Source organism: Methanoregula sp. (genome assembly GCF_049510175.1).
In the GTDB taxonomy this organism is placed as follows: domain Archaea; phylum Halobacteriota; class Methanomicrobia; order Methanomicrobiales; family Methanospirillaceae; genus Methanoregula.
In genome coordinates, this window is record NZ_JBEKZF010000003.1 from 60,678 (window position 1) to 85,514 (window position 24,837).

The following is a 24,837-nucleotide window of genomic DNA, read 5'->3' on the forward strand; positions in this document are numbered from 1 at the left end:
AAATTCCTTTATGCTAATTCTTTGAGGGCCAGTTCAAGTTCCTGTTCTGTCAGGGATTTTCCATGGAACGCACCAATCCATTCCATAAAGGACACGCCTTTTCCCTTGAATGTATGAGCGATAATCACCGTTGGCTGACCTTTTGCGTTTTCAGCGGATTTAAAGGCCGCATGGATCTCATTTACGTTATGCCCGTCAACTTCAAGCACATGCCAACCGAATGCCGTCCATTTCTTTGAAAGGGGTTCAAGGCGCATGATTTTTTCGGTAAGTCCGTCAATCTGGAGACCATTTCTGTCGATTACCGCCACCAGATTGTCGAGTTTGTAATGCGAGGCCAGCATTGCAGCTTCCCAGACCTGCCCCTCATCGCATTCACCGTCACCCATAAGGACAAATGTCCTGAATGGCCGGGAGTCGATCTTTGCGCTCAGGGCAATGCCGGATGCAATGGAGAGGCCCTGCCCGAGAGAACCCGTGGATACTTCCACCCCGGGGATCTTCTTATCCGGGTGTCCCTGCAACAGGCTCCCTGTTTTTCTCAGCAAAGCCAGTTCTTTGTCCTGGATATATCCCCCTTCTGCAAGGACTGCATATAACGCCGGTGCTGCATGCCCCTTGGATAAAATAAACCGGTCCCGACCTTCACAGTCCGGGTTTTTTGGGTCGTGACGGAGTATCCGGCTGTACAGGACCGTTAATATTTCAACACAGGACAGGGAGCCCCCCGGGTGCCCCGAACCAGCCTTATGAATCATGGTGATGATCTGTCTGCGGATCTTTCTCACCCTGTCATCGATCTCTGAAAAATCCTGATTATCGTTCACGTGGTCTCCCCGGTTACCTGGTAATTTTATGCATGAGAGAATCGCTGTTTAATACTCCGAGTTTTGCGGTCAGCTCGTCTCTTGTGACGGTTGCGGATCCAATTTTTCCTACTTTGATTCCTGCAGCAGTATTTGCAAGAACGGCTGCCGCCGCTACCTTTGACTGATCAACCCCGAGGGATAATGCAAGTACTGCCCCGACGGTATCCGCTACACCGGTGACTTCTCCGGGTTCTTTTGAAACGGATGGGATGTGGGTGACGTTGCCATTTTTTTCAAATAACGTCATACCGTTCCTGCCCTCGGTGATCAGCACGTACTCCGATTCCAGCTGGGTGAGCATCCACTGCCCGATATTCCGGATACTGGTTTCATTTATCTGCCCGACTCCCGTGATCTCGCTTGCCACCTGAAGACTGACTTTGAATACATCGACGTTGCGGTAGTCCAGGAGATGCGCTCTCTTTGAATCGATCACAATGGTCTTTTTCCTGGATTTTGCCAGGGGAATCACTTTTTCGAGCAGCTCTTTGGTAATGATGCCATCGTTATAATCCGATACAAGGACCGTATCGACCGAATCGATCGTTTTTTGGACAAATTCAAGTAATAGTTCCGTTTCTTCGGCGCCAATCTCGGTGTCATTGGTTTTATCGATCCGCAGCACATTCTGCTGGAATTTTTCAGCAATGATCCGCGTTTTTTCAACCGTCCTTCTTTTATCGCTGATGACGACTCCTTCCGTATCGATGCCGCGGTCGGAAAATAACTGGTGCAGTCGTTTTCCTGCAGCATCATTGCCCATGACACCTACAGCAATAACTTTGCCGTCGAGAGAGATGATATTGCTCATGGCATTTGCCGCTCCCCCCGGACGGACAATCTCCGTTGAGAAATCCAGTACTGGCACGGGTGCTTCATCGGATATGCGCACGAGATTCCCCCGTATGAATGTATCCAGCATCAGGTCCCCTATCACAAGAATACGGATCTGATCAAATTTTTTAACAATGCCTTTTAGTTCCTCAATATCCATAGAGACCATCGCGTATTGTCATTTTTTAACAATCGTTCTCAATATGCCATTTTTTTGTACATTTATAATCATTTGCAAATCAGGGAACGGGGGAATTCTGCAGGGCCGTTCTCTGGCAGGGGAAAATATTGCCGGTATCGGATTACCCTTTTTCAATATGTGACGGGCTTCGGGATAAAAATTGCCGATCAGGTTGTTCGCCCACTGGTTATGACAAACCCTGGCCAGCCTTCCTGCTGAAAGTTCTCTCATGATAAATCCAGAGGCCGGTACCAGTTATCGGCTGCCGGCGACGATATCACGGAAGATCGACACAGCCCGGTTGTCCCACCCTTCAGGCAGCACGCAGGGCATGTTCAGGATATCCGAACAGACTGCCTCGGAATTGGCACAGTTTCCCTTGTCGTATCCCAGCGCCTGAGGCCCCCCCGGGCTGCATACAACCGGATCGAGGAACCACATCGCCTTTGCATCAATGTACTTCCCAAGCCGTCCCCTCATGATCGTTGCTTCCGGCGACCTGAAAATAAACCGGAGAGGAACAATCTCTTTCTCGGTATCCTGATATGCACCTGGTATCCGAATCCCGCCGTATGCCTCCTCATACACTCTCAGATATTCCAAAAGCAATGCCTGCCTTCTTCTTTTTTCGCCGCCCCATCGTTCTATTTCGAAAAGTCCCAACTGTGCAAGGAATGCAGGCATCTTTGCGGGATATGGATAGGCAGCGGGTCCGGAAGACTGGCTGGTATAGTCATTTTCAAGAAAGACCGGGGGTTTCCCGGAATATCTCCGCATCACGTCTTGGAGCGTCTCCCGGAATATTGATCGTGGGTACCGGGCAGGGAGGTAATTTTTCCTCTCGTAGATGAAACGCCGGTAAAGTCTGCTCTGGTGCTCTTTCGAGAGATCGGGTATATTTCCCACAACTTTTTTCACGTTTTCAAAAATGTCCTTGTGCGGGGTATACAGCATCCCCCCGATGATCGTGTTCAGGGGCTTGCTGTGATCCGTTGAAAAAAATGCCGCATCGCCCCAGGTACCCACGGATTTGCCATGAAGCCGGGAATCCAGTGCAAGGGCCGAGTCCTCGACCAGGAAGATTCCTTTCGATTTCGCAAGATCTGCGATTTCATCAATCGTGCAGGGAATGCCGAACGAATGCTGGGCAACGATCAGCCTGGTTTGCGGTGTGATGCACCGGGCAATGGCTGACGCATCCGATCCAAGGGTATCAGGATCGATATCCGAATATATTGGCCTGGCCCCCGTCCTGAAGACGGCATTGGCTACTACGGAACAAGTGAATCCCGGTATGATCACCTCGTCCCCTTTACCGATTCTCAGTGACTTCATCAGGGAAAAAAAAGCCATTCTCCCGGAAGCGAAACTACTCCCGTATCCCCTGCCTACCAGGGATGCAAAGTTATCTTCATAGTGCCTGACTACCCGGTTCCGGAATTCCGTGTCATCAGAAGAAAGAAGTTCCGATATTCTGCTGACGTCCGCGTCGGACAGGTGATTATGACCCCGGTAAAATCCAATCAGATAGGGCGATTTGAGGAGTTGAAGGAGATATAAGAGAGATTGTAGTTTTGGCATCAGGGAATCCTTAGTTCTACATTCTCGTTTATAGATGAAATGTTTTTAGGGTATCAAAAAGGGAGAAAGTGTGTCTTCATTCACCGGTAAGAAAAACAGGTCGCGGATTGACCTGCCCAGATCGCGGTATTTCTGCCGGTCCGTATCCGGGGCATCGAGATATTTCTGTGCTGCATCGACAACTTCATTGACGGAATAGCATTCAGTAAGCAGTGGCGTGACGATGCCGGCCATAGGATTCAGATTCAGTTTGTTCCGGTTCGCAACAAATATGGTCGGCGTCCCTTTTGCAATGGCTTCCACAATGGATCCCGAACTCTTGGATAGGACAACTGAGGCCTCTCGGATTTCGTCAGCCAGTGATCCCTGGACGATCTCGATGCGGCTGTCCGTCCGGATTTCCGGTATCATTTTCAGAATCTCTTCAATCCTGATGTCCGGGTGGAGTTGAACGTGAATCCCTACGTCTTTTCCGAGCCGTTTCGTGATATCCAGCGTCAGTATCAGGAGTTCCAGGGTTTCATCCCAAATGCCGGAGGTGAGCACAAGCACGCGTTTCTGAGGAGTGGCTTTCCCGCATTCATGAGGATGTTCATCGCCAAACACATGGGTATACCGGAGTGCAGCTGCAGGTACACAGTGAAGAGAGGGAGCAAACGTCCGGGATAGTCCGCACTGGTACCGGCTCGTTGCAAGAAGGACATCAGGCACTATTCCGGCTTCGACTTCTGAACGAGAGGGAAATAAGCTCAGGGAGTTGGGGTAATGCAGGAATATCTGTGCACCGATTGTTTTCGTTTCCGGATAAGCATTCCGCATTCCAGCAACAATTGCCCTGTCCAGTACCTGATTCTCATACCAGTCGATAAGCGAGTGCACTCCCAGACCCCTGTTTTTCAGCCTATGCACGAGATAAAATGTCAATAATGCCTGAAGAGTGTTCTGGAGGTCACCGTTTATCTGGTCTTCCCGGATAATCGTGTTCAGATCAAATCCGTGAAAAACGGGGGCTCTGATTTTTTGTGTCAGCTGGTGGATGGGATAGAGCCAAGTGCGAAGGTAATCCTGGGTGTTAAGATATTTTTCCTGGATAATAAAATCCGTGGTACTCCGGGAAATCCGCTTGAATACCGGGAAAAAATTATACCCAACTCCATGAAAAACCGGGTGTACCAGTATCGTTTTATTATTTTTTCCGAGATATTCATAGAGGCCGGGAAAATACCGATCCTTAAAATCCCCCTCTTCCGATAAACTTGAATCATGCACAAAGGTGCTGATCATCACCATGTCGCAATCCTGGGGTTTTTTCGTTATATCCTTTGTTCTGATAGTGACCGAGGCGAGTTTGCGCATAGATGTTGTGACGATGAAGTCCAGCCATCTCATACCGAATCTGGCGGTGCCGGCCATTTTTTTGGTATATTGTTTATACCATCCCCTGACCGAAACCTGAATCTTCTTTTTCTGCGCCCACTGGTAAATTGCTGAAGCAAGACCCGGGGAATCGACGATGATGAGTGAGGGTTTTGCGTGCGGGCTTTCCCATAGCTGCTCCAGGATCACCAGATAACAACAATACTGGAACAGGTCGCTTGAGTAGATGTTTCGCGATGAGACGTTCCCGAACCACCACCCGATATCGTCCCCGTATTTCTGGTTTATCGTATCAATCCATGTGACATGTTCTGACCGGATCTTATCTGCAACCTCTTCAAGGGGCCGGGAAATATCCTGTTCCGAAAAATTGCTGTCAAGGTTTTTGTGCAGTCTGATCCCGGTGAGAACGTTCTTTCCAAAATATACCCAGCGTACCGGGCGGTCCACAGGATGAAACCATCGATCTGGAATAGTGTCCGGTGAGATTGCAATGATCAGCTGACAATTTTCCAAGTTCTCTTCAGCTCCACGGTATCCTGGTATAAAGTGGTAGTGACGTGAAATAATAGTTCGCAAAAATCTTCTGGGACCCCGTTTTACGTATATTTATACCCACACACTCACATATTATTTTTGATGAAAGGCTTGATTCTATCCGGTGGTCACGGCACCCGTCTTCGTCCGATCACCTATTCGCAGCAGAAGCAGCTCATCCCGGTTGCAAATAAACCCATCCTGTTTTACTGCATCGAGGATCTTATCAATGCAGGAATTCATGATATCGCAATAATTGTGGGTCCGAACAAAGAGCAGGTCATGGAGACGGTCCGGGCCGTGGAATGGGATGCACGGATCTCATTTATTTTTCAGGACGCACCCCGGGGACTTGCCCATGCAGTAAAAATTTCCCGTGATTTTGTTGGCGATGACAATTTCATCATGTACCTTGGCGACAATCTCCTCAAAGGGGGAAGCGCGGATTTTATCAGGGACTTCTCGGATTCAAAGGTTGATGCCAGTCTCCTGCTGACCGAGGTGGAAGACCCCCGCCAGTACGGTGTGGCCCTTGTCGACGAACAGAAAAAGATTATTGTAAAACTGGTAGAGAAACCAAAAAATCCCCAAAGCAACCTCTCCATTGTGGGTATATACGGCCTGACGCCCCGGATCTTTGAGGCAATCGATCATATCAAACCCTCCTGGCGGGGAGAACTCGAGATCACCGATGCACTGCACTGGCTGATCGAGAATGGCTGCAATGTCAGGTACGGCATGGTCCAGGGATGGTGGAAAGACACCGGGAAGACCGAGGATATCCTGGATGCAAACCGGCTCATCCTTGATACCATCGAGAATGAAAATAACGGATCGGTCCAGTCCGCGACAATAACCGGGAAGGTAAAGATCGGGAAGAACTCGGTAATCCGCGAGGGAAGTGCCATTAACGGCCCGGCCATTATCGGGAATGATTGTATCGTGTCTGCAAGTACTATCGGGCCGTACACCAGCATCGGGGATTCATCTGAAATCCACTCCACCTCCATCAGCAATTCCATCGTCATGGAGGGGGCCCGTATTGACCGGATTCATCAGATCACAGACAGCCTTATCGGTAAAAATGTGATCCTGAAAAAGGATGATGCTTCGCATGAGAGAAAAACATTCGTTCTTGGGGACAGCTCGCAGGTAATGTTATGATTGACGGAGTGAAAATTAAGACCCTGAAGAATATTTCAGACGAGCGGGGACGCCTGATGGAGATCATGCGGTGCGATGAGCCGGTCTTCCAGAAGTTCGGGCAGGTGTATCTCACTACGAATTATCCCGGCGTGGTGAAGGCATGGCATTTTCATAAAAAACAGACCGATATGATCTGCTGCCTTAAAGGAATGATCAAGGCAGTGCTGTACGATGCACGTCCGGACTCCCCGACCCAGCGGGAACTGACAGAATTTTTTATGGGGGAGCATAATCCTCTCCTCCTCTCGATTCCTCCCGGTGTCTACCATGGATGGAAGTGCATCTCTGCGGAAGAATCGCTGATCATCAGCATCCCCACGGAACCCTATGATTACCAGCACCCGGACGAGTACCGGCTCCCCCCGGATTCACCTGATATCCCCTATGACTGGATACTGACCCCCGGCAAAAAACACGGATAACCATCATGCGATTTCTTGTTACCGGTGGAGCGGGTTTCATTGGCTCCAATTTCGTCAGGTACCTCGTTGAAAAATACCCGGATACGGAAATCGTTGTCCTGGACAAACTCACCTATGCGGGACGGCAGGAGAACCTGGCCGATGTCAGGAAAAAAATCACCTTTATCAAGGGAGACATCTGCCGAGAGGGCGATATAAAGAAGGCCGGGGCATGTGACGTCATCTTCAATTTTGCTGCAGAAACCCATGTTGACCGGTCAATCACGGGACCGGATCTGTTTGTAAAGACGGATGTCCTTGGAACCTGTGCACTCCTGAATTATGCAAGGGAACACGATATTTCGCGCTACATCCAGATCAGTACGGATGAGGTGTATGGAAGCATCCGGAGCGGATCGTTTCACGAGACGGATATCCTTGATCCATCATCCCCCTATTCGGCGAGTAAAGCTGCCGCCGAGCACCTGGCACATTCCTATTTCAGGACATATGACCTTCCCGTGATCACTACCCGCAGTTCCAATAATTTTGGCCCTTACCAGTATCCTGAAAAACTGATCCCCGTGCTGATTCTGAAAGCGCTCTCGGACCAGCCCCTGCCCATCTATGGGACCGGGCTGAATGTGCGGGACTGGCTGTATGTCGGGGACAACTGCACGGGAATCGATGCGGCATATTCGCGGGGAATCCCGGGAGAGATATACAATCTCGGGGCTGGCAATGAACGGACAAATCTCGAGATCGCAAAGATCATTCTTTCCGTGCTCCACAAATCCGAGGATCTGATCACTTTCATCCAGGATCGTGCAGGGCATGATTTCCGCTATTCCATTTCATCTGAAAAGATCCGGAGTCTCGGCTGGAGCCCGTCACATCCCTTCGATGAGGCTATGGCGAGGACGGTTGAGTGGTATGTTAAGAATTCATGGTGGTGGAAACCCCTGGTGCTTGCCGGCCGTTCCTGACGGCAGGGTAATCCCTTTTTTGGCTGACGGGCGCGTCACCGCCGCCGTTATGTGCCGGCATTTTAAGCGTTCAGGGACATATATAGGACTGTCGAATCTGGCCATCCAGCGGTCCCGGATGTGAGTGTTTGAAATTCAGGATATTCACGAAAAGTCAAAATCCCGAGATATTGGAAGCAACCGACAAGTCCCGGCGTTTTACGGCGGACGAGCACGCCACGATGGTCCGGCAGGTATATTCCGGCCAGGCCACCTCCCGTGAAGCACTCGTGCGCCTGTTTCTCTCGACCAATTCTTCGAAACTGGTGACCCTTGCGTACCTGATCCGGTTTGCCTACCGGCATGATGCACGGAAGATCCTCTCCCTCGGTGCAGGAATGTGCGTGATCGAGGAACTCCTCCTGCAGGCCCTGCCGGAAGGCTCCGTTGTTGCAGCAGCCGATTTTAACAGTTATCTTATCGATACTGCACGGCAGTTCTTCCCTGACCTCATTGCGGTGCAATTCGATTTTTTCCGCGACGATGTCAAAACCATCTGTGATGCTGCAGGCACCACGTTTGACATTGCCGTCTTCATGGGATCCTCCTACGTCATGGATGACGAAGAGCACATCCGCCTCCTGAGCCAGCTGAAAAACAACAATGTCCGCATGGTGATCGACCTGACGCCCACGCTGGTACCATACTCTATGCTCCCCCGCGTGATCCTTGGCGAAATAAAATGCTCCCTTACTGGCAAAGACCGGGGGAAGTTCCACGGGTTCCAGAGGACCCGAAACGATTTCCGGGCGCTCTATCAAAGAGCCGGCTGGACCCTCCGGGAAGAGACCACTATTGGAGATTATAATTACGTGGCAGTCCTCGAAAACCGGTGATTACCCCATCCCGGTTCCCTGAAGGGAAGGAACAGGCACGCGATTATCCGCCGGGTCAGGCCAGGCCGGCAGACACTTTGATCTTCAGCACGGCCAGTTTCAGCTGGAAAAGCAGGTATTTACCGTAGTGTCTCCGGAAAACTCCTGGGTTTTCCCGTTTCCACTGCGCGATGATGGACCGTGCCTCTGCGTTTATCCGGTCGATTCTTGTGCGGGTCCCGCTCCCGCCGTGCACGCGGTAAAGGAGCAATGGCTCATCAATATAATCGACGCGGACATCCCGGGCTGCCCTCAGCAGGAAATCCAGATCTTCCGCAAGGGCATATGCCGGGCTGAACCCGCCGGTCCTGTCGAACAGTTCCTTCCTGAGCATTACTGATGAGATCGGGATAAAGTTATCAAATACCAGGGTTTCGAACACCCGTCCCCGGTGTTCACTCCCCAGTTTCAGGACATTCCCCTGCAGTACCTTTCCGTTCCCATCGATCACCGCCTCGTTGGTGAATGCGATCCCCAGGTCCTTATCCCGGGAGAACATCTCCAGCTGGCGCCGGAGCTTGGCGGGCGCCCAGAGATCGTCCTGGTCGAGAAATGCTACATAGGTGCCCCGGGCGGTGGCAACCCCGGTGTTCCGTGCCCTGCTGACACCCCCGTTCTCCACCGTGATTACCCTGATCTTGTCCGGCATCTTTTCTGCGTACCCGGTGAGCACTGCCTGGCTGTTGTCGGGAGACCCGTCGTTCACGGCAATGAGTTCCCAGTCAGGTTCTGTCTGGGCAATGACCGATTCGATGGTCTCTGCGAGATAGCGCTCCCCGTTGTATACCGGGATAATCACGCTCACGACCGGGTTTTTTTGCTGTATGGTGTCCATGGTCAGGAAAAGAAGATCTCCGGTTATTTTCCGGCCATTCCCGAAGCGACCGCATCGATGACCCGTTCCACTTGGGTATCCGTGATGTCCGGGAATAACGGGAGGGTGAGAATCTCATCGTATATCTGTTCAGTCACGGGGAGATGGACCCTTTCTTTCTTGTAAAAAGAAAAGATATGGCTGGGGATGTAATGGATGCCGCTTCCAACGCCCTTCTTTGAGAGCGTATCCATGAGTTCATTCCTTCGCGCCTTGATCTTGAGAATATAGACAAAAAGACCGATATCTTTGTACCCGTCGTTCCGCAGGAGGGTAATACCGTTCACCCCTTTAAACGCGGCATCGTATCGCTTTGCGACCTCGATCTTTCTCCGGTTCATCCGGTCATACTTTTTCAGCTGGACTAATCCGACTGCTGCACTGATGTTGCTCATATGGTACCGGTAGCCCTGGGTTACCACATCGTAGAACCAGCTCCGCTCGTTGCGGTACCTGCTCCATGTGTCCTTATCGATGCCGAGGATCCGTTTCTGCTGAACTTTTTCAAGGAGAGAATCATCCTGGAAAACCACGGCGCCCCCTTCGCCGCAGGTGATATTCTTTATCGGATCAAAACTGAAGCAGGCGATATCACCAAACGATCCAATCTTCTTTCCTTTGTAGGACGAGCCAAAGGCGTGTGCCGCATCTTCGATGACAAAAAGGTCCCGTTCCTGCGCACATTTGCTGATCTCATCCATTTCACAGGGAAATCCCCGATAATGAACCGGAAGAATGGCTTTGGTCTTTTCGGTTATTTTTCGTTTCATATCTGCCGTATCGATATTCAGGTTATCTGCATGAATATCACAGAACACCGGTGTTGCTCCTGTCGCGGTGATGGCCTGGATTGTGGCTACGTAGGTGAATGACGGAACAACAATCTCATCGCCTTTTCCGATACCAAGTGCATCGAGGGAAAGGTGAAGGGCCGTGGTGCCCGTGTTGGTACAGACAACATGTTTTGCGCCGAGAAATTTCTGGAGATCCTGCTCGAATTCAAATACTTGCGCTCCGAGCCCCAGCCAGCCGGATTCAAAGACTGATTTTACTGATGCGAGTTCCTCTTCTCCGAGTGAGGGACGGGAAACTGGGATGAGATCCATACCATTTATTCAACTTCCTTTAATTTAGATATAGCCTTTAAAAATAGAATTTTTCGAAAAATCCCGTTCCCGGTAATTAGCTCACGTATGGATCGCCAGCTTTCCCGGATTCAGGTACCAGGGTGATGATCCTTCACGAAAACCTGCCAGTTGTCGTGAATTTATATCCTGACAGGCACATACGTTAGTGATTATGGGTGAAACAGCGCACCACTCCCTGCGAAGCGTGGTCTTGATAAAGGATACCCCGTTTTCTGCATGGGATTACCAGCGACTGGGTATCGAGCTGCTAAAAAAAAATGGTCTCTCCGTTGAAATATGGGATGTCACCCAGGTAGTACATCCCCGCGTACCCTATACCGATCACCCTCTTCCGGCGCCGATGATCCCGCCCCGGGTCTTCTCTGATAAGAACAAGTTATTCCGGTCTCTGGACCGGCTCGACCCCAGCGGGTCGGCAATCGTCCTGCTGTTCACCCTCACCAATCGTTCATACGGCCTGTACCGGGCCATTTCGAAAAGATCTCTGTATTATATAGTGCTGTTTCTCAATGTCGTTCCGACTTCCGCATGCCGGAGTATCCGTGAAAAATCACTGGTATCGTTCAAGGATTTTTTAAAGAAATTTTTTCTCTATCCAAAGTTACGGTTCGTCGAATCAGCTCTGGATAACTTTATTCTCCGGTGGTACAGGGTGCTGGGTGTAAAGGCAGCCAATCTTTGCCTGCTTGGCGGGAAGGAGTGTGAAAAAGGTATCCCGTTTCCCATAGATGGTAAAACCCGGCTTTTCTGGGGGCATGCGTTCGATTATGATATCTTCCTCAATAAAAAGGACAACATGGAGAAGCCAGACCGTCCATTTGCTGTATTCATCGATCAGTATCTCCCGTTCCAGGATGTATCCTACAATAACGATACCCAGGTATGTGACCCTGACCGATACTACCCGTCATTATGCCGGTTCTTCACGCGTCTTGAAGAGCAGCTGAAGTGCCGGGTTGTGATTGCTGCTCATCCCAGGGTGCCGGATATTGCCCGGTACTCTGTTTTTTTTGAGGGACGGGAAGTACTACCGGGTGATACCGCGGGGCTGATCCAACAGTCGGATCTTGTGATCGTGCATGCCAGTACTGCCACGAATTTTGCAGTCCTCTTCAATAAACCCGTCCTCTTCATTACAACAAACGAGCTGAATAATTCAAATGTGAAGCCGTATATCGATTCAGTAGCGGATGAACTGGGAAAAGAACTGCTGAATGTGGCCGAACCGGTGGTGCTGGATCCGTCTGCTGTCTATTCTGTGGACCCTGCAAAATACCAGTGTTTCAAAGAAAATTATATCAAGACCGCTAGATCCCGTGACGATTATCTCTGGCAGCTCGTGGCAGATTATCTGAAGGGGATACAACGTTCCTGAGTCGTACCCGATAGCGTAAAAAGGTCGTTTTATCCCGGCATCCTGCCATGCTTACAGGTCAAGATCGCCCAGGAGAGTACGGATATCTTCTTTTGTGATCATCGGTGCATCTTCCGATGAGTATGATTTCACCTTTGCCGTGTGGAAGCCCGGCGGCACGGTGTCCGACGGTGAATACTCCGTGTACGGGAGGTTCTTGGGCAGGACAATGTACATCTCCTTATTCTCAAACGCACAGGTTGTCTCGTCCAGGGTCATCAGTACTTCATCGATCTTTTCTCCCCCTCTCAAACCGATGACTGTAATCGGGATGGTCTCCGGGTCGAATCCGAACCGGGGTGCGAGTTCATCCCGCATGACTTCCGCAAGATCCATGATCTTCATCGCCGGCATCTTCAGGATGAAAATTTCATTCCCGCATGAAAGCATCCCTGCGGTCAGGATCAGGTGCGTTGCTGACGGTATATCCATAAAAAAGCGTCTCATATCCGGATGCGTAACGGTAACCGGGCCCTTCTTTTTGATCTGTTTTGCAAAGAGCGGAATAACGGACCCGCGTGAATTCAGGACATTCCCGAAACGTACACAGGAAAAGGCGGTCTTCTTATGCCCCCGGTAACTGTTTGCAGAGATGGTAAGCCGCTCTGCAAGGAGTTTTGTGGCACCCATGACATTTGCGGGATTTACTGCCTTGTCCGTGCTTATGGTGACTACTTTCTGAACTCCCTGGACAAAAGCCGCATCCAGCACGTTCTGTGTCCCGAGAACATTGGTCTTTACCGCATCGAATGGGCTGTACTCACAGAGCGGGACATGTTTGAGCGCTGCTGCATGGAAGACGATATCCACGCCTTCCATCGCCATCGTAAGTCGCTCCTTATCCCGTATATCCCCGATAAATGAGCGGATCTTATCGGAAGAGAGATCCTGCTCGAGATCGAAAAGACCGCTCTCGTTATTATCGAAGATCCGGACGCTGTTAGGTGCATATCTAAGAAGTTCCCGGACAAGAAAACTTCCGATCGATCCCACGCCGCCCGTAACAAGGACCGTCTTTTTGTGGTAATAACTCTTCAGATCCATATCAGTTCATCCTGTAATAATCCGACATCGCCCGGACAACTCCTTCGATATCATCAGCTGGCATGCCCGGGTAAATGGGCAGGCTGACAATATCGCTGGCAACGCGTTCCGTGACCGGCAGCGATACCCGGTATCCGAGTTCCTTGCGATAGTAATGGGTGAGATGCACCGGTGCGAAATAGATCTTGGTCATGATACCCTTTCCTGTCAGGTACTGCATCAGCTGATCCCTCCTGGGAACCCGGACCGAGTATAACTGAAACACGTGTTTGTACGCTTCCGGGACGCTCATGGGTTTGGCGGCGGGCACTTCCTTCCGGAGCAGCGAGGTGTACCTCTCTGCAATCTGCGTCCTCATCGCGATCATCGGGTCCACCTTCCTTATCTGGGCGAGCCCCAGGGATGCTGAAATATTCGAGAGCCTGAAATTGTATCCCAGCGTGACGTAATCCATCGTCTCGTGCGTGGAAAAGTAGTCCGCGGTCTCCAGCCGGCCATGGGAACGCACGAGCTTGGCTTTTTCATATACATCGCGTGAGTCGGTGATGAGTGCGCCTCCCTCTCCGGTAGTAATCACCTTGTTCTGGCAGAAACTGAGCATGGCGGAATCACCGTAGGATCCGACCATCTTTCCGTTTACGGTTGCACCGAATGCCTCCGCCGCATCCTCCATGAGAATCAGACCGTGGTCATCGGCAATTTCCCTCAGTTCCCTGATCCTGCAGGGGCAGCCTCCGTAATGGACCGGAATAATCGCTTTCGTCTTTTTGGTGATCTGTTTGATCACACTCTTCGGGTCCAGGCCAAGGGTCTTCTCTTCGATATCGGCGAAGACCGGTTTTGCATTGACAAACTTCGGTGCATTCGCCGTTGCGATGAAGGTGAAAGAGGGCACGATCACCTCGTCACCGCTGCCGATACCGTGTGCGATAAGACCCGCATGGAGCGCCGAGGTCCCGGAGTTGAACGTGAGGCAGTATTTTGTCCCGGTATATTCTGCGAGTTTATTCTCGAACTCCGCCACATTCGCCCCGACAGCCCAGTTCATGCCCGAGCTCAGCGCCGCATTGACCGTATCGATATCGTCCTGATCCCAGAACATTTTGAAGAGAGGTATGTTCCACATAGGTGCCACGTATCGTACCAGTTTCTTGTAGTTTTTCTCCCTGACGAGAGAAATACTTGTTGTTAATAATGAATTTAGCGGGGAATTACTCCCGAGGAATTCGTTTTTGTCAGATCCGGGATTCCGGTATCCTTACCTTAAAAAACCAGAACTTTTTTTTACGGGAAAAACGATGCCCGGCAAAACGGGCGCAGGAACCGTGCCGTTCAGCAATTTATCCCGTTTCCCGGGATGCCGGGCCCATCGTCATTATTTAATCCGGATGCCAATATTACACTGCAAAGGACATAATCCATGGACTTCAATCTTTCAGTTTTAACTGCCACCGGCAGGGATGCCGATCGGTGGACTGACTTGTTACATACCATCGAAGGTGATATCTATTTTTATCCTCAATACCTCTCGCTGTTCGACGGGACGAACCCCAGCATCTCCGGACGGTTCGGCCAGGATCCACGGCTGATCTGTTATGGCGATGAAGATAATTATATCGTCCATCCGATTCTCCTGAAATCCCTCAATTCCTTCCCTTGGTTTGATTCCGGGCGCGAAGATGGCGATGCAGGAAACTATTCCGATGCGGTGTCCCCGTGGTATTACGGCGGGCCCCTCCTGCACATGTCCGATGAAACCAAAAAAGAGTCCCTGGTTAAAGGATTTTTTGCCGCAATGAATGAATACTGCAGGGAACATGCGATCGTGTCCGAGTTCACCCGGCTGCACCCGCTGCTGAAAAACCAGGCCCTCGTTTCCCTGTATGCCAAGACGGATTTCGTGAACCAGATCGTCTATGTCGACCTGACCCCCGATGAGGCGGTGATCTGGGAGAATTACAAGCAGGAGAACAGGAAATCGATCAACCGGGCAGTCCGGAACGGTGTCGAGGTCGAAGTCTCGAAAACACCTGCCGATATCACGGCTTTCCACAAGCTCTACACCAGGGCCATGATCCGGCTCGGGGCGGACAATGCCTATTTCTTCTCCTTGGAATTTATCAGCAACCTCTTCAAAAACCTGGGTGACGGCGCCCAGCTGTTCCTTGCGAAATACCAAGGGGAAATTATTTCCGGGTCGATCCTCATAGGCAAGGGAAATTATTCCCACGATTATCTGCGGGCTTTTAATACCGATTTTTCAAAACTGGTTCCGAACAACCTGATCGTCCATAAAAAAATCCTCTGGGCAAAACAGGCCGGGTACAAGATCTTTTCATTGCAGGGCGGTCACAGCCCGGATGACGGTATATTCCGGTTTAAATCAACCTTTTCCAAAACCACTGCAGACTTTTATGTATACAAAACGATCCACGACCAGTCGGCCTATGACATGCTTTCACTGGCACGGGATGCATACGACCGGAAGAACGGAATAACACCCGTTGCGACTGAGTATTTCCCTTACTACCGGCGATAATTTTTTTTGCAATCCCCGCAAGGTCACGCCGGGTTGTCAGGCTCACGAAAAAAAGTCCGGGGGATCTCATCTTCCCAGGATAAGGAGCTGGAAGAGTCGTCCTGCCGATTTGCACTTCCTTCTCCATGAGTTGGTATATTTGATGTCCTGTCGGATCGTCGGGTAAATATAGACGGCCTTGAAGAACCGGTTCGGCGGGAGTTTAACCAGTTGTCTCACAACGGAGTCGGTCCATGGATAGTGGATAAGGCAGTTAAAGAAGTAGAGAAGGTTCACCATCTCCCGCTGGTGCTCCATTTTCAGGGGGATAAAGTCTGTGCTGCCGGCAAAGTCGACCTGGAAACCCATGACAGATTTTGAGTAATCATAATGTTCGTCCAGGAAACCGTTCTTCAGGGCATACTCGTTGATCTCGGTCTTGGGATACGGCTGCAGGATGAAACAGTTGGCGTGCTCCGGCTGTACCTGGCGGTTCACTTCAATCGTACTGAATACGGTTTCAATGGTCTCGTGGGGGACCCCGATGATATTGGAGGTGTGGACGCGTATGTGGTATTTATTGAACAGTTTCCCGTTCCTGATAATCACCTCGTTGCTCATCATCCGTTTCAGGATGTTCCTGCGGATCCATTCGTCTCCGTTCTCTATGGCGTAATCGACCCGTTCGCACCCGGCCTCCTTCATCAGCCGGACCATCTCTTCGTCAACGAGGTCCACCCGCACGTTCAGCAGGAAGGGCATGGTAAAGGTTTTTTTGTATTCTGTCAGGAACTCAATGAACCATTTTTTGTCAGTGTTGATCGTATCCCCGATGATCTGGAGCCATGTCATCCCGTACCGGTCATTCAGGTCCTTGATCTCCGCGATCGCTTTTCCCACGGACTGGTACCGCACGAACGGTCCTTTATCCTTGTAGATCTTCTTCATACTGTGATTGAAGCAATACGTGCAGCTGAACGGGCATCCCCGCGTGATAAAGATCTGTTTCGTCAGGGCATCCCGCAGTTCCGGAAATTTCGCATAGTACAGATCCCGGTCGTACGGGGGGAGCTTGTTGACATCAACCAGATCCCGCACTTCATTTTTATAAATATTCCCGCCTTTTTTCACCCAGAGATTCTGTATCCCGGTAAAATCCGTTTTTGCATCGAGGGCGTCTGCCAGGTCCCGTAATGCATCTTCACCTTCGCCAATGCAGATGACATCCAGGCAGTCTTCTTCAATCACTTCCGGGTAAAATGTCGGGTGCGGACCCCCCATGACGATCAATGCATCAGACCTGCCGCGGAATTTCCTTGCCATGTCGAGGGCAAACGTGATCCCGGGAGTCATGGTCGAAAGTGAGATGAGATCCGGCCGGTACTGGAGTACCTCGTTGACAATGTCCTCGGACTTCTCGTCGATGAACACTTCGCACTGGTGACCGGCGCTCTTCAGTACAGCGGATAAGATCATTATCCCGAACCTGGTTCTCTCCTCTTCCTGGATGAATGCAATCCTTGCCATACTACTGCCCCGCCAATCTTTTTATGATAATGAAACGATCCCGGTAAAATTTTCAGGGGTTGTTTTAGGATTCACGATTGTCCTGTTCACATAAGTCATGAAAAATGCCGCATATCAAAACACGGTATTTTCACACGTTTTTTTAGACATCTGTTGATGTGACAACCGGGATATTATTGTTACTCTTATGTTTCCCCTTTACCGATAAAAACATTCCACTACCTGACGTGAGCACCTATGCATGTTTCATGATAATATCCACGATGTTCTCCGAGGCATTTCCTTTCGCGTACGGGTTGCTCAGATTTTTAAGGGACTGCAGGTATTTTTTATCGGATACAGCCTTTTTTATTGCCGTCCCGATTGCCTTCTGGTCGTACGGCACCTCAATTACATGTGCCGGAAGAAGCCTGTCATGTTGCCGGGTGCCAATGCAGACGAATGGTTTCGAAAACGAGGCAAGTTCGACCAGTCCTGAACTGGAATTCCCGAGCATGCAGTCGCATACATTCATCAGCCCGAGAAAATCGGCTCTCGGGATATTCGGGAATACGGTGAATGATGGATTTTTTTCACTCATCTCACCCAGCCTGGCATTGATGATCTTACCGCCGGCATCGGCATTGGAAAAAACGGCAATGGTCTGGATTCTGGATCCGGCAATTGCGGCCAGCGTTGCGTTAATCTGTTGTTCGGTCTCGTCGTACTCTTCCGTGTTGGGGTGCTGGACCAGCAGGATCAGCGGCTCACCCTTGCGAATCCCGTACTTCTGGATAATCTCATCCCGGGGGGTATACGCTTTCAGGAAGATATCATCGAGTCCCGGCTCTCCCACGCAATACACCCGGTCCGGGGGGATTCCCGAACGGATCAGTTTCTCATAACTCCGCTCGTTGCCGACCAGGTGGTATAGGGAAAAAGCGGTGATCGCATCCCGGATCTTGTTATCGACCGATCCGCTGGTGTCCCCGCCGCCATGGTGCATGATCGGTATGTTCAGGTACCCTCCTGCAACAGCCGCAGCCAGGCTCTCGCCCCGGTCACCCTCCAGAAGCATCAGGTCCGGCCCGATCTCTTCGAGGACTTGGGTGATCCCGTACGCACCGAGCCCGAAGGATTTTGCCATGGACCCGGGATCGCCGCTCTCGAGCAGCATGTCCACTTTCCGGATTTTATGCCCGTCGCTCTCGATTTCACGGAGGGTGTTCCCGTATTTCGGGCTCAGATGCATGCATGTTGCAATAATAGTCAGCTCGACTTTCGTGCTGAGCAGTTTCAGCGTCCGTTTCATCAGCGAGTAATCCGACCTGGCTCCTGACACGTACACAACTTTTTTCATGAGATCACCTTGTTAAGAATGGTAACAACCGTTGACATATTCTTCTCATCATATCGCTGATCGACCGGTATCGACAATATTTTCCGGGAGAGGTCATGCTCGTACTCGAACTTCTCCGGTATCACGCGGGCGATGTCCCAGTGGACCGGGGGATAGATCTCCTTCTCGATCAGCGCCTGCCGCACGGCATCTCTCTGTGCCTCGTCCTTGAAAATGAGAGGGAGCATGAAGGGAGAATGGATCTCATTGCGGGGGAAAAGGAAGAGATCACGACGGGTCATATGGCGGTAACAGAAATCCAGGTTGGCCTCTCGTCTCCGGATCAGTCGGGAGATGTCGATCTGTTTCAGCATCTCTTTTGCGATGAACGGGATGTCACGGATCCGGATCTCCAGCCCGGCTTTTCCATCATCGTGGCGGCGGTAGATCTGCAGAAAATGGTCCTTGATGTGCTGCAGCCCCGGGTCCGGACGCTTTTTTTTGCAGTCAAGATACATTCTCTTGAGGATCATCGCCTCCGGCATGGGGTGGGGGCTCCCGTCAGGTACGTACCGGATCGCAAATTGGCTCCGGTGGTGATACACGATCCCCCCGTCAGGAATCGGGAACATCTTCCGGAGGCTTGCGATCAGGAAGAAATTTTCATGCTGTATGCGGAACCGGTCAGGACTGAACAGCGAGTGCGTGTTGTCGACGATGACGATGTTGTCCTGATCCAGGTACTCCGCAATCTGTTCATTGGAGACCGGTTCCGCCCCGAAATAATCGATAATAAGGATGATCGCTTTCCGGAGCGTGCCGGGTATCACGGGCTTCAGGGGATGTTCATGGGGATACAGGGTGATGGGAAGGAGGAGTTCCTCGAACGGCTGGAGGACCGCATAACAGAGGTATGACGGGACATGGACCTCCCTGCGGTACTTCTCCTCAAGGTTCTCCAGCACCGCCTTTATCGCGGTCCTACCGTCATTGACAAAAACCGCAGTACCTTTGTCCCCGGAGGTGAGCCAGGAAAATGCAGACCTCGTGCTGTCGCAGCACGGGAATTCCGGCAGTTCGTAAAATCCCCCGAATTCCATTTGGGACTCCCCGCCTAACCCCTCTTTTTGCTGCAGCAGATCAGGTGTTCCCGGATCTCGTGCTGCCCGTTGTTGTCGCTCCGGATGACGTAATCGATGCTGTCGATGGTGAACGGGGAGTAAAGGCGATAGATATCCTCTTTTGAAATAAACCGTTGGGTGCCCGCAAAATTACTCAGGGGGCCGTCCCGGATATTCCGGTAGGTGTTCGGCTCGCCGGTACCTTCGGAACCCTTCCCCTCCCCGGCAGTACCGACCATGAAGGCCTTGCTATAGAATTTTCCGTTAGGTTTTAGGACCCTGATGATCTCGCTGAAGATCTTCCTTGTATCCGCAAGGGAGTTGGTGTAGATGCACTCGATGTCGATGACGGCATCAAAGAAACTATCCTCAAAGGGAAGGGACAGGATATCCCCGACAGTAAAATGGCCTGTGAGGTGCTCTTTTGCAAAACGCTGTTTTGCCCGATCTATTGCAACCCTGCTCCCGTCGATACCGTAAGCGGAAAAGCCTTCCTGCGCCATGTACCAGACGTTTGCACCCGGCCCGCACCCTACCTCAAGGATCCGGACCTGGCCCCGGTCCTTTGCCTTGTAATAATTCCTTGCGACGAAGCGGATCAGATCTTCCGGCGGATATTTCCCCCATTCGTTCTTCTCGAAAATGTCGTCCCAGTCTGTATTCCATGACATCCGGTATCCCCCTTACCTGTGATCACTGAAATCAATGTCGTTCAGCCGGATAAGCTGGTCTCTCCTGACGGCAGCCCTGCTCCTCGACCCGATAATATGCGGCAGGAAATCCGGGTGCAGCCCGGTCCCCGGTCTCTTTAGCACCAGCATATCTTCCGTAATCATGGTGCCTTTTGGGATATCCTTGCCGGCAATAATACTCCTCCGGGCAACCTTTTTGATCTCTGCCTCGGCAGGTGACAATCTCCTCTCGCCCGTGCCCATGGCCGATTCGATCTGGCGTATGCCTTTGACGAGCTCCTTCAGTTCGCCCGGGTCGAGCGATGCGCTGTGATCCGGTCCCGGCAGGGATTTATCGAGCGTGAAATGCTTCTCAACCACGCATGCACCCATAGCGACCGCCGCAAGGGACGTGATGATCCCCTCGGTGTGATCGGAAAAACCCACCGGGTATTTGAATGCCGACCGGAGCGTATCCATAACCCTCAGGTTCGCATCTTCTATGCGTGACGGGTAGTTCGTGATGCAGTGGAGGATGGTGATGTTGGTTATGCCTCCCGATTCAAGGATCCGCACGGCCTCTTCGATCTCCCCCAGCGTTGACATCCCGGTGGAGAGGATCACAGGCTTCTTTTTGGCAGCCAGGTGTTTCAGCAGCGGATAGTTGGTGACCTCTCCCGATGAGATCTTGAAGAGCGGTACGCCCAGCCGGTCCAGGAAATCCGCACACTCGTTATCGGCCGGCGTGGATAAAAAGAGAATATTGCGTTTTTCGGCATATTTTTTCAGTTCCCGGAACTGATCGAATGATAACTCGAGTTTCTTGATCATGGAATACTGGGATTCCTCTTCCCCAGTGGTAACCTTCTGGTATGCTGCCTTTTCAGCAACCCGGGTGACGACATTTTCCGCAATAAATGTCTGGAATTTTACTGCACTGGCACCCGCTTCGCTGGCGACATCGATGAGTTTTTTCGCGAGACTGATATCCCCGTTATGGTTTACCCCGGCTTCAGCAATGATGAAACAGGGTTTTTCCGGTCCTACCTGTACCCTACATGCGTGAACATCTGACATAAAAAACACCCGTTTTTCAGATTACCTCAATAAATAAACCGCAATTGCGCATTCTCGTACCCACTATCTCCCTGATAAAATAAAGGATTTGCGTACCCGCCATCGCAGACCGCCGGGATCTGTGCCGGTATTACCAAGTGGAAAACCCACCATCCACGACGAGGTTATGGCCGGTCACGTAAGCGGACAGATCACTTGCTAGGAAGAGCGCTGCGCCCTTGACATCCTCTTCCGTTGCCATCCGCTGCATGGGGGTCTTGTATACGTATCTCGTATGGAACGACTCGGGCTGTCCCCGCTCGACCCCGCCGAGCGTGATCGCATTGACCCTTACCCGGGGTGCAAGGACGGTCGCCATCCAGCGGGTAAGCTGGACGAGCCCTCCCTTGCTTGCGGCATAGGCGGCGGAGTTTCCCATCTCCGTCCCTTCGTAGAGCCGTAGGTCCGGGCCGCAGATCCCGTAGATCGAACTGATGTTAATCACCGAGCCGTGATGCGATTCAACCAGGGCGTTTGTGCAGACCTGCGCCAGAATGAACGGGACCGTGAGGTTGATCTCCAGTTCCCGCCGCCAGGTGCCGGAGTTCTGGTCCACGAAGTCCACGCACCACCCTTTCAGGGGCTCCCTCTCGATGAGCATCGCACTGTTCACGAGGATGTCAATCGATCCGAATTTTTTCAACACTTTATCCGGGACTTTCCGCAGCTTCTTCTCATCGGTCAGGTCCATGACGATCGGGAACGCATCCGTTCCGTACTCCTGCGAGATCGCTTCGCACCGCTCGTCACATGCCTCCTTGTTGAAATCGATGATCACGACGCGTGCGCCATGTTCGGCACAGGTATCGCAGATTGTCGATCCAATGTGTCCTGCCCCGCCGGTGACAATGGCGACACGGTCTTTTAAGTCCATCAGTTCTTTTGTCTTTCTCATAGGTTCACCTGCTTATTTCTGTTTCTCCCTCTCTTTCATGAGGCATTCCGCTACCCGGAAGTCCAGCTCGGTGTCGATATCGAGGGCCCGCTCGGGAGGGATCTCCACGACCTGGACCTTCCCCTCGAAGAGCCCGCGTGCGTGCAGGATGAAGTCCGGCCGTGCGGCGTATGCAACGGTCGTGACGTCATAGACCTGCGGGACGTCCTGGCGCCGTACCGGTACATTGCCAACGTTGCTGATGACGATGCTCGCGTACCCCTTGTCATCCAGCTTCACCATGTTGAAATAGGGGCTGCGGTCCGATTTTCTCACCGTGATGACGATATCCGCATCCGTCCCCAGCAGCCGTGTGATGCACGCGTCAACATCGGCAGTGGATCGCAGGGGGGATGTTGCCGGGATGCTGACAAAGACATCGAACGCCCCGGTATCATGTTTCTGCACTTCGGTGATCGCGTGCTGCCACGCGAGCCATTCGGATGCCTTGTCCGTGGCGAGTTCCGCGGGCCGCATGAAGGGGACATCCGCCCCGAACCGCTGTGCAACATCCGCGATCTCTTTATCATCGGTTGAGATGACGACCCGGCGGATGAACCTGCTCTTCCTGGCGGTCTCGATTGACCAGGCGATCAGGGGTTTTCCTGCAAGTATGCGGATGTTCTTTCGCGGGACACCTTTGGATCCCCCGCGGGCGAAAACGAATCCTACGGCATCGGTGCTCATAACTGGATACACCTCTGTTCACGGGACGACTGCAGCGCGGCAAGGGCGATCTCGAGGACGCGTCTCCCGTCTTCGCCGCTGACAACCGGAGTGCCCCGTTCCCGGACACAGCGGACCGCCTGCTGCAGTTCTTCGATATACATCACGTTCCTGTCGAGCTTCTCTGTTTGGTGGACCGCTGTCCATTTCCCTTCGGCTGCCGTATAGAGCATCACCGCATCGGTGTTGCCGTCCCACGTGATGGTCCCCTTCGAGCCGATCACGCGGCAGTGCCGGTGGGGAACACGCTGGACCATGTCCAGGTGAACGCTCCCCATCGCCCCGTTTTCGAACCGGAGGATGATCTCAGCGGTGTCCTCGACATCGATCTCAAGACTGCTGATATGGTCCGTCACGGCCGTGACCGTTGTCACCTCTCCGGCAAACCAGCGGACGTAATCAAGTTCATGGCTGAGTTCCAGCACTGCACCGCCGCCCAGTGCCCTCCGGGCACTCACCGATGTGCGGTAATCCGTTCCCGGGCGCCATTCGGGAAGATACTGACCGACTTCCGCGTGAATACTGATAATTCTCCCGATTTTTCCCTCGTCAATGCACTGCTTCAGGATCTGGAGGGGGCGGTGGTACCGGAAATTGTATCCCACGATGATCCTGACGTCATTTGCTGTTGCAAGCGCCAGGAGTTCGCTTGTGCCGTCAAGGTCAATGGAGAGCGGTTTCTCGATAAAGAGATCGATCTTTTCAGAGACAAACTTTTTTGCAATCGGGATATGCGTTGAGGAAGGGCTCGTGATGAGAGCGATGTCCGGTCTCGGCTGTATGGCCTCATCAAATGAATAAACGACCCGTGCTCCGGCAGTGCTCCCGTCGCTGCTTCCGCTTTTTTGCGTATGGGTATGCCAGATCGTGACGGATCCCTGTGGATCGGTTTTCCTGATATTTGCCAAGTGTCTTTTCCCGATGCTTCCCAAGCCCACAAGCAGATATCTCAAGATTTTACTCCGGTTTTTCAGTTAATTTGCTGTTATGCCGTTAAATTATTTTGGTCTGGCGTTTTTACTGGCGGATGTGAACGGGCCGGGAGAAATGTTCCTGCCATCGCAGGATTCCTGGTATAATCGGTACAACAGGTCGACTAGTAATAACAAATAGCGAAACAGGATAGTCAGATAATTGAACCGAACGAAAAATGAATTATTTTCAGTTTATTGAAAACCTTACATTCTGGAGAGAGATTGAAAATTAAAAGCAGCTTCTCTGTTAAAGAGTGAGCCCCCAAGAGTATTCATCACTATCTGGTAACAGGGACTCATGGATATCAGATATCCATAGCAGCGTTAAGAAAATTTTCTGAGAATTTCTATGGAGCAAATTTTTCAGATCCCGGCCGGAACAAAACGGGAACCGTCTGGATCTTCTTTATTACCGGTGATGAGAACTTACCGATAATCATCATTTTTTGCCCCGCAATGCCGAAAAATTCTGTCATAGCCTCGTCCAGTACGGGGTTTGGCCGTTCTACAAGGTGTAAATTGTGCCAAAAACAGGTCTTCCGGAACACCACCAAAGGGGAACACTA

23 protein-coding genes are annotated in these 24,837 nt (G+C 51.5%); 6 read left to right on the forward strand and 17 right to left on the reverse strand.

Annotated elements, in window-relative coordinates; translation table 11 throughout:
- Nucleotides 1-8: 8 nt before the first annotated feature.
- From ABSG49_RS05940 to ABSG49_RS05960, 5 genes are read right to left on the reverse strand one after another with little or no spacing between them, the layout of a single operon-like run.
- On the reverse strand, nucleotides 9-827 hold the full coding sequence (locus ABSG49_RS05940; protein ID WP_424025200.1) for a transketolase: 819 nt from the start codon (nucleotides 825-827) through the stop codon (nucleotides 9-11).
- Nucleotides 828-840: 13 nt separating this feature from the next.
- Entirely contained in the window at nucleotides 841-1,863 is a 1,023-nt protein-coding gene (locus ABSG49_RS05945) for a bifunctional heptose 7-phosphate kinase/heptose 1-phosphate adenyltransferase (RefSeq protein ID WP_424025201.1), read from the reverse strand.
- 18 nt (nucleotides 1,864-1,881) lie between these two features.
- The gene (locus tag ABSG49_RS05950) at nucleotides 1,882-2,115 is read right to left on the reverse strand and encodes a hypothetical protein (protein WP_424025202.1); all 234 of its coding nucleotides are present in this window, start codon (nucleotides 2,113-2,115) and stop codon (nucleotides 1,882-1,884) included.
- Nucleotides 2,116-2,139: 24 nt separating this feature from the next.
- The gene (locus ABSG49_RS05955) at nucleotides 2,140-3,465 is read right to left on the reverse strand and encodes a DegT/DnrJ/EryC1/StrS family aminotransferase (RefSeq protein WP_424025203.1); all 1,326 of its coding nucleotides are present in this window, start codon (nucleotides 3,463-3,465) and stop codon (nucleotides 2,140-2,142) included.
- 45 nt (nucleotides 3,466-3,510) lie between these two features.
- Complete coding sequence (locus ABSG49_RS05960) at nucleotides 3,511-5,292, reverse strand: hypothetical protein (protein WP_424025204.1); 1,782 nt, start codon at nucleotides 5,290-5,292, stop codon at nucleotides 3,511-3,513.
- Between the two features lie 189 nt (nucleotides 5,293-5,481).
- Between ABSG49_RS05960 and ABSG49_RS05965 the strand changes: the two genes are divergently transcribed.
- From ABSG49_RS05965 to ABSG49_RS05980, 4 genes are all read left to right on the forward strand, one after another.
- Nucleotides 5,482-6,543, forward strand: coding sequence for a glucose-1-phosphate thymidylyltransferase (locus tag ABSG49_RS05965; protein WP_424025205.1), 1,062 nt, complete (start codon nucleotides 5,482-5,484; stop codon nucleotides 6,541-6,543).
- Nucleotides 6,540-7,007: a dTDP-4-dehydrorhamnose 3,5-epimerase family protein gene (locus ABSG49_RS05970; protein ID WP_424025206.1), complete on the forward strand. Its 468-nt coding sequence runs from the start codon at nucleotides 6,540-6,542 to the stop codon at nucleotides 7,005-7,007. Before ABSG49_RS05965 ends, ABSG49_RS05970 begins: the two co-directional genes overlap by 4 nt.
- A gap of 5 nt (nucleotides 7,008-7,012) precedes the next feature.
- Complete coding sequence (gene rfbB, locus ABSG49_RS05975) at nucleotides 7,013-7,972, forward strand: dTDP-glucose 4,6-dehydratase (RefSeq protein ID WP_424025207.1); 960 nt, start codon at nucleotides 7,013-7,015, stop codon at nucleotides 7,970-7,972.
- A gap of 170 nt (nucleotides 7,973-8,142) precedes the next feature.
- The gene (locus ABSG49_RS05980; protein ID WP_424025208.1) at nucleotides 8,143-8,847 is read left to right on the forward strand and encodes a hypothetical protein; all 705 of its coding nucleotides are present in this window, start codon (nucleotides 8,143-8,145) and stop codon (nucleotides 8,845-8,847) included.
- A 55-nt stretch (nucleotides 8,848-8,902) separates the two neighbouring features.
- On the opposite strand, the gene ABSG49_RS05985 is transcribed toward ABSG49_RS05980, so the two are convergent.
- Nucleotides 8,903-9,721 carry a glycosyltransferase family 2 protein gene (locus ABSG49_RS05985; protein WP_424025209.1) on the reverse strand — a complete coding sequence of 273 codons (819 nt, stop codon included), beginning with the start codon at nucleotides 9,719-9,721 and terminating at the stop codon, nucleotides 8,903-8,905.
- Nucleotides 9,722-9,744: 23 nt separating this feature from the next.
- The gene (locus ABSG49_RS05990; RefSeq protein ID WP_424025210.1) at nucleotides 9,745-10,866 is read right to left on the reverse strand and encodes a DegT/DnrJ/EryC1/StrS family aminotransferase; all 1,122 of its coding nucleotides are present in this window, start codon (nucleotides 10,864-10,866) and stop codon (nucleotides 9,745-9,747) included.
- Between the two features lie 193 nt (nucleotides 10,867-11,059).
- On the opposite strand from ABSG49_RS05990, the gene ABSG49_RS05995 reads away from it, so the two are divergent.
- Nucleotides 11,060-12,283: a hypothetical protein gene (locus ABSG49_RS05995; RefSeq protein WP_424025211.1), complete on the forward strand. Its 1,224-nt coding sequence runs from the start codon at nucleotides 11,060-11,062 to the stop codon at nucleotides 12,281-12,283.
- Nucleotides 12,284-12,334: 51 nt separating this feature from the next.
- On the opposite strand, the gene ABSG49_RS06000 is transcribed toward ABSG49_RS05995, so the two are convergent.
- A complete protein-coding gene (locus ABSG49_RS06000; RefSeq protein WP_424025212.1) occupies nucleotides 12,335-13,366 on the reverse strand; it encodes a UDP-N-acetylglucosamine 4,6-dehydratase family protein in 1,032 nt (343 codons plus the stop codon).
- Nucleotide 13,367: 1 nt separating this feature from the next.
- The gene (locus tag ABSG49_RS06005; protein ID WP_424025213.1) at nucleotides 13,368-14,468 is read right to left on the reverse strand and encodes a DegT/DnrJ/EryC1/StrS family aminotransferase; all 1,101 of its coding nucleotides are present in this window, start codon (nucleotides 14,466-14,468) and stop codon (nucleotides 13,368-13,370) included.
- Nucleotides 14,469-14,786: 318 nt separating this feature from the next.
- On the opposite strand from ABSG49_RS06005, the gene ABSG49_RS06010 reads away from it, so the two are divergent.
- Complete coding sequence (locus ABSG49_RS06010; protein ID WP_424025214.1) at nucleotides 14,787-15,905, forward strand: lipid II:glycine glycyltransferase FemX; 1,119 nt, start codon at nucleotides 14,787-14,789, stop codon at nucleotides 15,903-15,905.
- Nucleotides 15,906-15,971: 66 nt separating this feature from the next.
- Here ABSG49_RS06010 and ABSG49_RS06015 read toward each other — a convergent pair whose 3' ends face one another.
- From ABSG49_RS06015 to ABSG49_RS06050, 8 genes are all read right to left on the reverse strand, one after another.
- The gene (locus tag ABSG49_RS06015) at nucleotides 15,972-17,411 is read right to left on the reverse strand and encodes a B12-binding domain-containing radical SAM protein (protein WP_424025215.1); all 1,440 of its coding nucleotides are present in this window, start codon (nucleotides 17,409-17,411) and stop codon (nucleotides 15,972-15,974) included.
- 235 nt (nucleotides 17,412-17,646) lie between these two features.
- Entirely contained in the window at nucleotides 17,647-18,750 is a 1,104-nt protein-coding gene (neuC, locus tag ABSG49_RS06020; protein ID WP_424025216.1) for a UDP-N-acetylglucosamine 2-epimerase, read from the reverse strand.
- Nucleotides 18,747-19,829 carry an aspartate aminotransferase family protein gene (locus ABSG49_RS06025; protein ID WP_424025217.1) on the reverse strand — a complete coding sequence of 361 codons (1,083 nt, stop codon included), beginning with the start codon at nucleotides 19,827-19,829 and terminating at the stop codon, nucleotides 18,747-18,749. The genes neuC and ABSG49_RS06025 overlap by 4 nt, the downstream gene beginning before the upstream one ends.
- Before the next feature lie 14 nt (nucleotides 19,830-19,843).
- On the reverse strand, nucleotides 19,844-20,521 hold the full coding sequence (locus ABSG49_RS06030; protein ID WP_424025218.1) for a class I SAM-dependent methyltransferase: 678 nt from the start codon (nucleotides 20,519-20,521) through the stop codon (nucleotides 19,844-19,846).
- A gap of 12 nt (nucleotides 20,522-20,533) precedes the next feature.
- Nucleotides 20,534-21,598, reverse strand: coding sequence for an N-acetylneuraminate synthase (gene neuB, locus ABSG49_RS06035; protein WP_424025219.1), 1,065 nt, complete (start codon nucleotides 21,596-21,598; stop codon nucleotides 20,534-20,536).
- Between the two features lie 130 nt (nucleotides 21,599-21,728).
- Nucleotides 21,729-22,532, reverse strand: a complete 804-nt coding sequence (locus ABSG49_RS06040; RefSeq protein WP_424025220.1) for an SDR family oxidoreductase — start codon at nucleotides 22,530-22,532, stop codon at nucleotides 21,729-21,731.
- A 12-nt stretch (nucleotides 22,533-22,544) separates the two neighbouring features.
- Nucleotides 22,545-23,258: an acylneuraminate cytidylyltransferase family protein gene (locus ABSG49_RS06045; protein WP_424025221.1), complete on the reverse strand. Its 714-nt coding sequence runs from the start codon at nucleotides 23,256-23,258 to the stop codon at nucleotides 22,545-22,547.
- Nucleotides 23,255-24,250, reverse strand: coding sequence for a Gfo/Idh/MocA family protein (locus ABSG49_RS06050; RefSeq protein ID WP_424025222.1), 996 nt, complete (start codon nucleotides 24,248-24,250; stop codon nucleotides 23,255-23,257). The genes ABSG49_RS06045 and ABSG49_RS06050 overlap by 4 nt, the downstream gene beginning before the upstream one ends.
- Nucleotides 24,251-24,837 lie beyond the last annotated feature (587 nt).